Genomic DNA, 11,778 nt, shown 5'->3' with positions numbered 1-11,778 from the left:
ATGACTGTGTACCATTATAGCAATGGTTGAAAAGAAGGGGTAGTGGTAAGCTCATGAACAATCAGAAAGTTACTTAACTGATGGGCAAAATGCAGCGGCTAATTTCTTAGATTGCTTTTCAGCTGCTAAAATACAATCGGTAAAAGATTGTGCAACCTTATGTTTTTGGAGAATGTGAAGTCCAGCTTCTGTTGTTCCTCCAGGGCTCGTGACGTTTTCTCGTAATTCCGTTGCTTCTTTGCCTGTATCTTGCAACATGTGAACGGCACCAGCCATCGTTTGAATAACGAGTTGCCGAGCCATACTTTTTTCAATCCCCATTTGCTCGGCTGTTTTTTCCATCGCCTCGACAATATAATAAAAGTAGGCGGGACCACTTCCAGAAAGAGCTGTAATAGCATCAAGCTGATTTTCTTCCACAATAAAAGTTTGTCCAATCGCCGTAAAAATGGTTTGAGCTAATTGTTGTTGGTCTTGGGAAACAAATGAATTAAAGGTGATGGCTGTTGCGGATTTCCCGACACTAGCTGAAGTATTAGGCATGACGCGCGCGACTGCATAGTCACTTTTAAGATTTGTAGAAATGGTTTCAAGCGCTATTCCTGCCATCACCGAAACAATGAAAGTTTGTCTTCCGAGATAAGGGGACAGTTGCTGTAAAACCTCTTCCGCATTCTTCGGCTTTACAGCTAAAATTACCATATCTGCGCTTTGTAATAGTGCCTGAACATCGTAAGTTGTTTGTACACCATATTGATTCTGCAAACTTTCTAATCTTGCTTTGGAATGATGATTTGTCACCCAAAGATTATGGGGAGAACAAACTTCCTTGTCTAGGATTCCTTTTAAAATAGCTTCAGACATGGATCCTGCCCCAATAAAGACTATTTTCATTTTATTCACTCTTTTCTTTTGAAAATAAAAAACTTCCATCCAAGTTAGGATGAAAGAGCTCTTTTGACTTGAAGTTATCTTTGATTATGCAAATCATCCTTGCGCTTGTCAAGGGAAAGTAATGAAAAAACTTAAAACCTATTCGATTAGTGAGATTTCATCTATACTATTGAATAGATGATAAACTTTACGAGGAATGGATAATGGAGAGATATTCATGAAGAAAAATAACCGAATACAAGGAAAAACAATTGTGATTACCGGAGCTTCAGGAGGTTTAGGGAGAGCACTTGCGGAGCAGTGTGCTCAAAATGGAGCAGATCTTTTCTTACTCGCACGTCGAGAAAAGCAGCTAGTAAAGCTTGCCCATCAGCTCCGAGAAACCTATCAGGTACAGTGTACGGCAATCAAATTAGATGTAGCAGATAGGGACGAAATACAGCGTGTGTTCCACCTTATTCTTAAGCAAGCTGGAAAGATTGATATATTAGTTAATAATGCAGGCTATGGGATTTTTGCAAAGGCTGAGACGACAAATATAGAAGAGGTAGAAAAAATGTTTGCCGTGAACGTTTTAGGGCTGATCGCCTGTACAAAAGAAGCAATTCCATTGATGCGATCTAGTAAGTGTGCCCATATTATCAATATTGCCTCACAGGCAGGAAAATTGGCCACCCCTAAATCAAGCGCCTATGCAGCTACAAAGCATGCGGTACTTGGTTACACGGATAGTTTGCGAATGGAATTGGCGGCCGCTCGTATTTTTGTGACTGCTGTGAATCCAGGCCCCATTCGTACAAACTTTTTTGAACATACAGACCCGGGTGGGGAGTATCTGGATCAATTAGGGAAGGTCGTATTAGAGCCTCACTATGTGGCAGAGCAAATAATTAAGGCGATGCTTACACCGAAAAGAGAAATTAATTTGCCATGGTGGATGAATTTGGCGGCCATTCTTCATACGCTAATGCCGAGAGTGGTTGAAAAGGTAGGAAAAAAAGCTTTTCATAAAAAATAGGCCCACAAGATGTGGATCAGAACGGTGTTACGACGTACAGGGACATACTAGTGCAGGCGAAGCAACAGGACGTTGCGTTTTGAGCCTGCCGCCAGGACGGAGGCCAATAGGATGTTGGTCAAAACTGCGAAGATATGCGGACGTTGTCCTTTTAGCCGTTTATCCTTTGTTCATCCTTTAGAAACAGCTCACTTGTAATGGCCACCTATTTTTCCGGCCCTATCAAAGGCCTGCCCGGCTTCACTTAAAGAGGAAGCACGAATTAAAGCGGTTGGTCCATATTTTATATAAATAAAATCTAGAGCTTGATTGATTTTTTCCTTTTTTAGCTCAGAGTCAAATAGATTTAATTGATAATGATGAACAGTTTGTAATTGGGAAAGGGTTATGCCAATACTACGCACCGGCAAGCCATCCCAATATTTCTGAAAAAGTTGACAAGCGGCATGAAAGATATCGATATCGAAATGAGTAGGGGAAGTTAATTTCAGCTGCCGATGAAACCCCGTAGGAGTTTCAAAGCTTGCCCCACGAACACCCAGTGATACAGTGCTTCCCATATAATTTTTAAAACGGGCACGCCGGGCAACTTCTTCACTTAGTTCAAGCAGGACTACTTTGATATCTTGTAGGCGATCATAATCCCTTGGTAATGTCATATGATGGCCAATCGCCTTTCGTTGGTCATGGGTTTTGACAGTGACAGGGGAATAATCGATTCCATTGGCTGTTTGCCAAAGCACCTCTCCATTAATCCCCCATCTTTTCTTTAAAATATGTAAAGGAAAGTTGGCCAAATGACCGATCGTGCGAATACCCATCCGTTTTAAATGGTGTTCCATCTTACTGCCGACCCCAAACAATTTTTCAATGGGGAGCTTCCACATATTCCCTTCTATATTGTCAAAGTCCAGTTGAAATATCCCATTTTCGTTCTTCTTTGCGAATTGATCACAAGCCATTTTAGCTAATATTTTGTTGGGACCGATTCCGACACGTGCTCTTATCCCCATATCATTCATAATAGTGGATTGAATTTTTTTAGCGATTGTCAACGGGTCTCCAAATAAACGTTGGCTAGCTGTGACATCCAGGAATTGCTCGTCGATCGAGTAAACTTCTACCAGGTCTGTAAACTGATTTAAAATATTAGTAATCTGGACTGAGAAATCAACATAAAGTTGCATGCGCGGTCGGAGAACGACCGCCTGTGGGCATTGTTTCTGGGCTTCCCATAATCGGGATGCATTTTGTACACCATACTTCTTTGCTAGTGGGCAAGCGGCAAGAACCACACCACTACGCCGTTCGGGATCTCCAGAAATAATAACGGGTTGGTGAGCAAGTTCGGGATGAGCCGCTTTTTCTATTGATGCATAAAAGGATTGCATGTCAACGAGAAAAATTACTTTTTTCTTCATATCTCTTCCCCTTCCCAAAACAGTGAACTATCTTCATGTTATAAAATAAAGAACGTGTTTTCGCATTTATTATATACGAAAGTATGTTCTTTTAATACTGTAAAAAAAAGGAAGTTGTTCGCGAAAGAGAAGGGGGCCTTCCAGAACAACATAGTTATGGAAGACCCCAGTGTCACACTATTATTCATCTTTTAATACTTTTTCAGCCCGAACACAGGAATCAAATTGGCCTTTATGGGTACCATCACAAAATGGTTTGCGACTAGATAGCCCACAGCGACATAGGGAAAATACTTTTTTCGTTTCAAAGACATTTCCATCTGCGTCAATTAGTTCTACATCCCCCATCACGCGATACGAGCCATTGTCATTCACTTTAATTTGTACTTTTTCATTGCTCATCTTATTTCCCCCCTTCATCTTCACTATCATAGTAGGAGTAAATGGAAAAAAGTGCAAGTATTGTTAAAGAGAACGTTATCAATCACGAAGGGAAGACGAATCATGGGAATGAAAATCTTGAAAATATGACAGAGAAATGTAAACTAAATTTCTGTGAGAATATAAAGTTCATGTTAAAATAAAAGGAAAGTGGTACGAAAGGTGAGGGGAGTTTATGAAGTTATCTATTACACCAGAAGCAGCGAAACAAATAGAGCAAAAAATGAATACGGATCATTCCATTGTAACATTAAAATACGAAACAGAGGGCTGTGGTTGTGCGGTTAGTGGTATACCGACTTTGGAGTTAATTAATCAAAAAAACTTAAATGAAGAGGAGTATATGAGGATCGCAACCAATGCAATGGATGTCTATATAGAAAAAGCAAAAATAGTTTTTTTCGATGACGAAATGAAAATTGGCTTTTTACCAGAGAAACAAACCTTTCAACTTAGCAGTCCAAGCGAAATATTAAATGGGCGAATGAGTTGCCAAATAGAATAACCATATAAATAGATAAAACCGGACACCATTTATGATGTCCGGTTTTGATTATAGCTGTACTTCAAGTATATAAAGGATCTATCAAAAAATAATCCTAACTACGTGATGAAGATCTAGCTTACGTCAGTTTCAAAAGCTTTTCCTTTAAATCATTTTCCATAGCTATAAGTTCCTGTTCAGCTTGGGCACGTTTTGTTCGTCCTTCTTGCTGAATTTTAATGGTTTCTTCTAAGGTAGAAATTAAATTAGATTGCGTCTTTTTCAATGTTTCGATATCAACAAGGCCTCGTTCATTCTCACGAGCCGTTTCAATCGTATTGGATTTCAACATTTCCGCATTTTTTAATAGCAAATCATTGGTTGTCTGCGAGACTTGTTTTTGTGCTTCCACGGCCTGACGCTGGCGAATCAAGGTTAAGGCGATGGCGATTTGATTTTTCCAAAGAGGGATCGCCGTCATAATGGATGTCTGAATTTTTTCCGCCAAGGCTTGATTCGTATTTTGGATCATGCGAATTTGTGGAGCGCTTTGGATCGTAATTTGTCTACTTAGTTTTAGATCATACAATCGTTTCTCAAGTCGATCGGTGAATTGTACCATATCATTCACTTCTTGATACATCATTTGATCATTCGTTGTTTCCGCCTTTTTCTTCAGTTCAGGAATGGTTTTGGTTCGTAATTCCTCGATTTTTAATTCTCCTGCCGCGATATAAATATTTAGAGCACGAAAATAATCCTTATTTTTTTCGTATAATTGTTCTAACGTTTTCACATCTGTAAGTAAAATTTCTTTGGACTGATTAAGCTTTACTGTAATTCGATCAATCTGTGCACCTGTTTTCTGATATTTAGACATTACTTCCTGAATCGAGTTTGACACTTTTCCAAACATTTTTGAGAAGAAATTTTTCTTTTCGGGAGTAAGTTCATCTGGATTAACATCCTTTAGTTTTCCCATTAGTTCACTCAAAATATCTCCTATTGGTCCAATGTCCTTGTTTTGAACATGTTCAAGCATCGAACTTGAGAAATTTAGTAATTGTGATTGTGCATTGGTGCCGTAGGCAATAACAGCTTGATGATTGGTTGGATCGATTTGATTGGCGAGCTCGAGAGCACGCTTTTTATTTTCCTCTGGGAGACTATCTACAAGTCTAACGGGTTTCGCTTCTTGAAGTTGTGGACTCTGTTCGGGTTTGACTAATTCTTCTTCTCCAAAAGGGTTTGCTAAAAGATCATCTAAACTGTCAAATTTTAATTCAGCTTCTTTATTTTGTTCACTCATTGTTTGGTACTCCTTTCATCGGTGTCCGTGGGATTATATTCAAGTTTTTTTAGGGAATGCTTCGCGACATCTAGTTCAAAATTTAGATCTTCCACATCTCGAGATAGGACATGATAAATATCTTTTTTAACGGATTTACTTAAATCATCGAGTGTACTTTGTGTTTCTTTAAGTGAGATATACATCTGTTCATTTTTAACTGGCTGTGAGGCTAACATCGCGTATCGCTCAGAAAGCTCGACAATTGAATCTAAATGATAGAAAAAGAAGCGCTCAGATTGATAAAAACGCCGCGGCTCTTTATGAACGATTTGATACATGCGCTTTGTTAATTTATTGAGTTCGTATAATTGCTTAAAGGCACCCATTGAACGTACGGATAAAAAAGCCTTTTGGAGCCTAGCCATTTTTGATTTTGCATCTTGCATATTTTTTTGAATGTAGGCATATTCTTTTCTAGTCAATTTATTTTTTTTCAAAAATTTATGCTCGAAAAACAATTTCACACCGAAAAAGGTGAGACCACCAGCGAGAAGTGAGCTTAAAGAAGCACTCCAGTAAGGCAAGTCAAAACCTAAAAACAATATAATCCATAACATGAATGTTTCGGCAGCGGAGAACATCCCTAATAAAAATAAAAGAATAGGTTTCAAGGCTACATCGACTCCTGTCTCATTCTTTTCCCTATGTGTACATACGTTTTTGACGCTAAAAAGTTTCAGCTGCTTCATTCTATTATAAGGAAAAAACAGAACTTTTAAAAGCACTCCATTCTAAAATAAAAAAATGACATAAAATTTCAATCAGTGAGTCTTACTGCCAATTGATCCAGGATAAAATAGGGAATGTAAGTGTTACAGAAATAGGAACATAAAGATACCACAATGCAAAACGTACAGAGACCATTTGCCTCTGTACGTTTTTACTTATGCTCCATTTTCCACTTATTAAATTCAAGGAATTCACGAAATTCTTGTTTTGAAACACCGGAAGCCATCGCTTCTCGAACAAGCGCTTCCCAATCTTCATCCAAATGACCATCGGATGGTTGTTCAGCATTTTCGTGCAATAATGATTGTACGGAGACATTCAAGACAGAGGAAATCTTTTCCAAGAATTGAATGGAGGGATTTGATTGAATGTTTCGCTCAATCGAGCTCAAATATGATTTTGCAATCCCGGCTTTTTCAGCCAACTCCGATAAAGACATATTGTTTTGTTTTCGATATTCACGTATTCGTTCGCCAATCACGGATGTCTTCACCTTCCTTACATTCCATATTATATCATATAACGAAGGCTTGTTTCGTATTTAGAACAAATTTTTTTGACATTTTTTTACATCTGCAAATAAGAATTTACTTTATATTGGTGGAATCTTTGACATTTGTTTTTCGCTCAACAGATACTTGTGTTTCTGGACTTATATAATTACGGAAAAAATCCCGGATTGAATCTGCGGACATTCCTGCTTCTAATGCTTTCAAAATTAAATCTCTCCATTCATGATCCAATGCTTCATTTGTTAATTTATCCATGTTTATACCCCCTAATTACCCAACAATGATCAGGTAACCCAGCTACCATAGTTATTTTTTCATAACCTTAGGTCTGAGGTTTTGCGTCTCTAACTTTCGTCAGATTTGCCTTTTTCTATCTATAATAGGACTACATTCTAGGAAATAGTATAGACGTTACTAAAGTCACAAACCTGAAAAAAATGTCGATGTCGATAAATCTTTATGAAATAGGTTGTGAGAGGGAGTTATGTCGCTTAATGGAGAGGTGTGTAAATAAAGGCAGGTTGGCCTAATTTTATAAGGATCGATGATGAATAAAAAGCTTGAATGTTAGGGGAATTTGCTGGAATTTTACTGAAGGATTAAAAATATGGAATAACCTGAACCCACAAGATCAATAAGGTTCAGGTTACTTCTTGGATATATGGATCAGTTATGCCTTGTTAAGGATCGGCGACAAAACGTTCGTTTAACCTAGCGATGATGATCATATCGAGTTTCTTTTGTAATCCATTTTAAATATTCTATTTCCTCTTTATGTAGAGGGGTGGCTTTCACGGCACGGGCATTATCTTTCACTTGCTCTACTGAGCTTGCCCCTGTTACAACAGCTGCTACCGCTTCATGAGCAAGATTATATTGAAGGGCAATTTCATTCATCGTTCGGCCTGTTGAGAATAATTTAGCTTGGATACTTTTGATTAGTTCCCTTACTTCCGCAGCTGTATAATTTAAATATCCTTCTAATTCTTCCGAATCCAGCCTTTCTAGCACTTTATCGCTAAGCAAGCCTTTTGCAACAGATCCTCTTGTCACAACACTAATTTTTTCTTCTTCCAAGAAAGGAAATAATTCTTCGGGACGTCGATCCAAAAGACTATATTGCATCATATTGCTTACAATAGAAGATTTCTCGGCAAATAATTTAATGACATTTGGCCTAATGGAGGAAATGCCATAGTAACGAATTAGTCCTTCTTGCTGTAATTCTTCAAAAGCTTCAATCGTTTCCTCTGACGGATCATCGATTGTGCCGCCATGCAATTGGTATAAATCAATATAATCTGTTTGCAGTCGTTTTAAACTATTCTTAACGGCATTTTTAATATAGGCTTTTGAAGGATCCCAATGCCAACCATCCTTTTGATCATTCCAACGATTTCCAACTTTTGTGGCAATGATCACCTGGTCTCGAATTGGAGATAATACTTTTCCAATGATTTCCTCATTCACCCCATAGTCATATAAGTCTGCGGTATCAAAATAATTAATCCCCTGGTCTAAAGCAGCTTGAATAATCTTTTCAGCATGATCACTGTTCGTCCCTAAAGACATACAGCCAAGTCCCATCTTCGAAACCCACAAGTCTGAATTTCCTAATTGCCTCTTTTCCATACTATCCCGTCCTTTCAAGTCTTTATTTCAGAAGAAAGTTTTCCTCGGAATCACTTCGGACTAAGTGTAGAAGTTGTCCAGCTCCAAGCGTCTTCTGCTTTTCTTCCATTCTACCTAAAAGTTGGTAAAGAAAACAAAATTAATGTTCTCTACTGGCTATGGTATGATAATAACAGTTAGAAGTAAGGAGCGGATTTATTTGAATAAATTTGAAGAAAAAACAATTCAGAGCCAAGAAATTTTTAATGGTAAGATTATTCAATTGCGGGTAGATGATGTCGAGCTTCCAAATGGAAAAATGGCCAAACGTGAAATCGTCAAGCACCCGGGCGCTGTTGGTATTATTCCAATCACACAAGACGGAAAAATTTTAATGGTGGAGCAATTTCGCAAACCGCTGGAACGATCTTTGCTGGAAATCCCTGCTGGGAAGCTTGAACAAGGTGAAGAACCACAAGTAACAGCCGCGAGGGAATTGGAGGAGGAGACAGGATTTCGGGCAAATCAAATGAATTATTTAACTTCCTTCTATACAGCTCCTGGTTTTTCAGATGAAGTAATTCACCTTTACATCGCAACCAATTTGGAAAAGGTAGAGAATCCTCTTCCAGGTGATGAAGATGAATTTGTTGACTTGTTAGAGGTAGATTTAGAATCGGCTGCTACCTTTGTAGACGAGAAACGTATTTACGATGCCAAAACAGTGTATGCTGTTCTTTATCTCCAAATGAAAAAGGTGTTGGACCAACATGAGTGATGTGTTTGCTGATTTACATATTCACATTGGAAGAACCTATACAGGAAAAGCCGTTAAAATAACAGGCAGTAGGAATCTTACACTATCTAATATTCTAAAGGCCGCCAAATACCCGAAAGGTCTGGACATGGTCGGGGTCATTGATTGTCATTCGCCAGAAGTGATCATAGAGATTGAGCAATTGATTCATGAAGAAAAATTAGTGGAGATGCAAGAGGGGGGGTTCCGCTATGAAGATGAAGTAACTCTTATACCTGGAACTGAGATAGAAGTCTATGATGAGAACTGTCATGGTCCGATTCATGTTTTAGCTTATTTTCCAACATTAACGACTTTAAAAGATTTTTCAAGTTGGCTTTCAGCTCGAGTGACCAATATCCAATTAAGCACACAAAGAATATATGAAAACGCCCGAGTTTTACAAGAAAAGGTGAAAAGCTTAGGAGGATTGTTTATCCCCGCGCATGTCTTCACTCCTTTTAAAAGTTTATATGGAAAAGGAGTAACTCACTCCTTAATTGAAATTTTGAATCCTAGCCTTATTGATGCCGTCGAACTTGGACTAAGTTCAGATACCGAAATGGCTGATCAAATAACCGAATTGCATGCTTATACTTTTTTAACAAATTCTGATGCGCATTCCACTCAAAAAATTGCACGGGAATATCAAAAATTTGATTTAGAGACACCTACTTTCACGGCCCTTTCTCAAGCCTTAAAGAATCAAGGCGGGAATCGGGTAAAAGCCAATTATGGTTTAAATCCCCGTTTGGGTAAATATTATCGGACGACATGTGCCGTTTGTTCCGAGCCAATGAAGGAAGCGATTTGTTCCCATTGTGGTTCTGAAAAGTTTACTAAAGGGGTATCCGAACGCATTTCTGAGCTGGCTAATGCAGGGGATAAGCCTAAACGACCTCCTTATGTTCATCAAGTACCATTGGAATTTATTCCGGGCTTGGGGCCAAAAACGATGCAACAATTACTAGATCATTTTGGAACAGAGATGAATATTTTACATCGGGTAAAAGAAAAAGACTTGAAAGAACTTGTCAACATTCAACTTGCAGAAATGATCATCCAAGCGCGTGAAGGCAAATTACAAATTGCCGCCGGGGGAGGCGGAAAATACGGTAAAGTAAAAAAATCTTAAGTTCTTATTACGTTATTATTTTTAGCGTCTGTCATATTAACGGCCTGTCCCACATATGATGTAACAATCGTGGGACAGGAGGAAATATGCAATGCGCTATCGACTTTCAACAAACATTATAACTCGTCATTTTCAAGAACATTCGTCTCTTTATACCTTTATGACTGTTTTATTTTTAATGGGTGTTATATTTGGTGCAGTGATGGTGAATAGTTTATCTGACCATCAAAAAGAAGACCTGTTTTATTATTTAAATCAATTTTTCGGCCAAGTAGGAGAAGGCCAAATGGTGCCACCTGAAGAGTTATTAAAATTAAGCTTTTTCCATAATGTGAAGATAGCTGGATTAATATGGGTACTAGGCATCTCGATTATTGGCTTCCCATTAATCTTTTTATTAATTTTTTTAAAGGGAATTGTCGTTGGTTTTTCCATTGGTTTTTTAGTGAGCCAAATGGGTTGGCAAGGATTATTACTTTCTTTTGTCTCTCTTTTGCCACAAAATTTATTCATGATTCCAGTGTTGATCTTTATATCGGTCAGTTCGATTGCTCTGTCTATGAAAATTATCAAAAAGGTCTTTATAAGACCAACATTTCATTTTCAGTTTGTTCCGGTTTTTGCTAAATATGTAATGGCTTATGTAGGAGCGATTGCTGTTATTACAGTTGCAGCTAGCATTGAAGCTTATATTTCTCCTGCTTTAATGAAGTCTGTCATTCTATCAATCAGCTAAACCCTTCGCACATTATAATTATTTTAGTTTGAATATGAGCATCAATCTGATATAATTATAGTGGAGAATCGCGAGGGAGGATATTGAGGTATGGAAAGTCGCATAGAACGGATAAAGAAACAATTACATTCCGCAAGCTACAAGCTCACTCCCCAGCGTGAAGCCACGGTTCGGGTATTGCTTGAACATGAGGAAGATCATTTAAGTGCAGAAGATGTCTATCTGCTAGTCAAAGAAAAGTCACCCGAAATCGGGCTTGCAACAGTATATAGAACATTAGAGTTGTTAACGGAATTAAAAGTCGTGGACAAGATTAATTTTGGTGACGGTGTGTCACGCTTCGATCTTAGAAAAGAAGGAGCTGCTCATTTTCATCATCATCTTATTTGTATTGAATGTGGAGCCGTGGAAGAGATTCAAGACGATTTACTAGAAGATGTGGAAAAAATTGTAGAAAGAGATTGGCGCTTTAAAATAAAAGACCATCGCCTCATTTTTCACGGAATTTGTTGGAAGTGTCAAGAAAAAACCGATATTAATAAAAAAACAGATTAAACCTTTTCCAAGTCTAGGAAAAGGTTTTTTTAGTATTAAAAAAAAGAGAGTGACCGTGACACTAATTTCCCTTCTCAATCGGCTCACCGAAAAAA

14 protein-coding genes and 1 riboswitch are annotated in these 11,778 nt (G+C 38.1%); of the genes, 6 read left to right on the top strand and 8 right to left on the bottom strand.

Translation table 11 applies throughout. The features are described from left to right. Positions 1-69: 69 nt before the first annotated feature. Positions 70-894 (bottom strand): pyrroline-5-carboxylate reductase, encoded by an 825-nt coding sequence (gene proC / locus KI363_RS00160; RefSeq protein ID WP_158323066.1) that lies wholly within the window; start codon positions 892-894, stop codon positions 70-72. Positions 895-1,111: 217 nt separating this feature from the next. Here proC and KI363_RS00155 point away from each other — a divergent pair, with 217 nt between their 5' ends. Next, positions 1,112-1,912, top strand: coding sequence for an SDR family NAD(P)-dependent oxidoreductase (locus tag KI363_RS00155; protein ID WP_212964817.1), 801 nt, complete (start codon positions 1,112-1,114; stop codon positions 1,910-1,912). A 188-nt stretch (positions 1,913-2,100) separates the two neighbouring features. On the opposite strand, the gene KI363_RS00150 is transcribed toward KI363_RS00155, so the two are convergent. Further along, positions 2,101-3,333 carry a DNA polymerase IV gene (locus KI363_RS00150; RefSeq protein ID WP_212964815.1) on the bottom strand — a complete coding sequence of 411 codons (1,233 nt, stop codon included), beginning with the start codon at positions 3,331-3,333 and terminating at the stop codon, positions 2,101-2,103. Positions 3,334-3,513: 180 nt separating this feature from the next. Further along, positions 3,514-3,735, bottom strand: coding sequence for a CDGSH iron-sulfur domain-containing protein (locus KI363_RS00145; protein ID WP_158323069.1), 222 nt, complete (start codon positions 3,733-3,735; stop codon positions 3,514-3,516). 214 nt (positions 3,736-3,949) lie between these two features. Between KI363_RS00145 and KI363_RS00140 the strand changes: the two genes are divergently transcribed. After that, on the top strand, positions 3,950-4,279 hold the full coding sequence (locus tag KI363_RS00140; protein WP_212964809.1) for an iron-sulfur cluster biosynthesis family protein: 330 nt from the start codon (positions 3,950-3,952) through the stop codon (positions 4,277-4,279). Positions 4,280-4,397: 118 nt separating this feature from the next. Here the strand turns inward: KI363_RS00140 and KI363_RS00135 are convergent, their stop codons facing one another. The 5 genes from KI363_RS00135 to KI363_RS00115 all read right to left on the bottom strand — a co-directional run bounded on the left by KI363_RS00135 (position 4,398) and on the right by KI363_RS00115 (position 8,482). Beyond that, on the bottom strand, positions 4,398-5,567 hold the full coding sequence (locus KI363_RS00135) for a toxic anion resistance protein (RefSeq protein WP_212964807.1): 1,170 nt from the start codon (positions 5,565-5,567) through the stop codon (positions 4,398-4,400). Beyond that, complete coding sequence (locus KI363_RS00130) at positions 5,564-6,220, bottom strand: 5-bromo-4-chloroindolyl phosphate hydrolysis family protein (protein WP_246516632.1); 657 nt, start codon at positions 6,218-6,220, stop codon at positions 5,564-5,566. Before KI363_RS00130 ends, KI363_RS00135 begins: the two co-directional genes overlap by 4 nt. A gap of 269 nt (positions 6,221-6,489) precedes the next feature. Further along, positions 6,490-6,819 carry a helix-turn-helix domain-containing protein gene (locus KI363_RS00125; protein ID WP_158323116.1) on the bottom strand — a complete coding sequence of 110 codons (330 nt, stop codon included), beginning with the start codon at positions 6,817-6,819 and terminating at the stop codon, positions 6,490-6,492. A 106-nt stretch (positions 6,820-6,925) separates the two neighbouring features. Beyond that, positions 6,926-7,105 (bottom strand): DNA-binding anti-repressor SinI, encoded by a 180-nt coding sequence (gene sinI / locus KI363_RS22340; protein WP_212964803.1) that lies wholly within the window; start codon positions 7,103-7,105, stop codon positions 6,926-6,928. 29 nt (positions 7,106-7,134) lie between these two features. Then, positions 7,135-7,225, bottom strand: a riboswitch (cyclic di-GMP riboswitch). A gap of 336 nt (positions 7,226-7,561) precedes the next feature. Continuing rightward, positions 7,562-8,482, bottom strand: a complete 921-nt coding sequence (locus KI363_RS00115; RefSeq protein WP_212964801.1) for an aldo/keto reductase — start codon at positions 8,480-8,482, stop codon at positions 7,562-7,564. 199 nt (positions 8,483-8,681) lie between these two features. On the opposite strand from KI363_RS00115, the gene KI363_RS00110 reads away from it, so the two are divergent. From KI363_RS00110 to fur, 4 genes are all read left to right on the top strand, one after another. Continuing rightward, positions 8,682-9,239, top strand: a complete 558-nt coding sequence (locus tag KI363_RS00110) for an NUDIX domain-containing protein (RefSeq protein WP_212964799.1) — start codon at positions 8,682-8,684, stop codon at positions 9,237-9,239. Further along, positions 9,232-10,392, top strand: coding sequence for an endonuclease Q family protein (locus tag KI363_RS00105; protein WP_212964794.1), 1,161 nt, complete (start codon positions 9,232-9,234; stop codon positions 10,390-10,392). Before KI363_RS00110 ends, KI363_RS00105 begins: the two co-directional genes overlap by 8 nt. A 91-nt stretch (positions 10,393-10,483) precedes the next feature. Continuing rightward, positions 10,484-11,128, top strand: a complete 645-nt coding sequence (spoIIM, locus tag KI363_RS00100; protein ID WP_158323076.1) for a stage II sporulation protein M — start codon at positions 10,484-10,486, stop codon at positions 11,126-11,128. A 90-nt stretch (positions 11,129-11,218) separates the two neighbouring features. Then, complete coding sequence (gene fur, locus KI363_RS00095; RefSeq protein ID WP_158323077.1) at positions 11,219-11,683, top strand: ferric iron uptake transcriptional regulator; 465 nt, start codon at positions 11,219-11,221, stop codon at positions 11,681-11,683. Positions 11,684-11,778 lie beyond the last annotated feature (95 nt).

The sequence above is a fragment of the Lederbergia ruris genome, assembly GCF_018332955.1.
In the GTDB taxonomy this organism is placed as follows: domain Bacteria; phylum Bacillota; class Bacilli; order Bacillales; family Bacillaceae_C; genus Lederbergia; species Lederbergia ruris.
Note: the sequence above shows the minus strand (reverse complement) of the source record. Positions and strands in the feature narration are given on the sequence as shown.

Coding starts and splice junctions, on each gene's coding strand:
- proC (WP_158323066.1), bottom strand. CDS start 894: ATGAAAATAGTCTTTATTGGGGCAGGATCCATGTCTGAAGCTATTTTA.
- KI363_RS00155 (WP_212964817.1), top strand. CDS start 1,112: ATGAAGAAAAATAACCGAATACAAGGAAAAACAATTGTGATTACCGGA.
- KI363_RS00150 (WP_212964815.1), bottom strand. CDS start 3,333: ATGAAGAAAAAAGTAATTTTTCTCGTTGACATGCAATCCTTTTATGCA.
- KI363_RS00145 (WP_158323069.1), bottom strand. CDS start 3,735: ATGAGCAATGAAAAAGTACAAATTAAAGTGAATGACAATGGCTCGTAT.
- KI363_RS00140 (WP_212964809.1), top strand. CDS start 3,950: ATGAAGTTATCTATTACACCAGAAGCAGCGAAACAAATAGAGCAAAAA.
- KI363_RS00135 (WP_212964807.1), bottom strand. CDS start 5,567: ATGAGTGAACAAAATAAAGAAGCTGAATTAAAATTTGACAGTTTAGAT.
- sinI (WP_212964803.1), bottom strand. CDS start 7,105: ATGGATAAATTAACAAATGAAGCATTGGATCATGAATGGAGAGATTTA.
- KI363_RS00115 (WP_212964801.1), bottom strand. CDS start 8,482: ATGGAAAAGAGGCAATTAGGAAATTCAGACTTGTGGGTTTCGAAGATG.
- KI363_RS00105 (WP_212964794.1), top strand. CDS start 9,232: ATGAGTGATGTGTTTGCTGATTTACATATTCACATTGGAAGAACCTAT.
- spoIIM (WP_158323076.1), top strand. CDS start 10,484: ATGCGCTATCGACTTTCAACAAACATTATAACTCGTCATTTTCAAGAA.
- fur (WP_158323077.1), top strand. CDS start 11,219: ATGGAAAGTCGCATAGAACGGATAAAGAAACAATTACATTCCGCAAGC.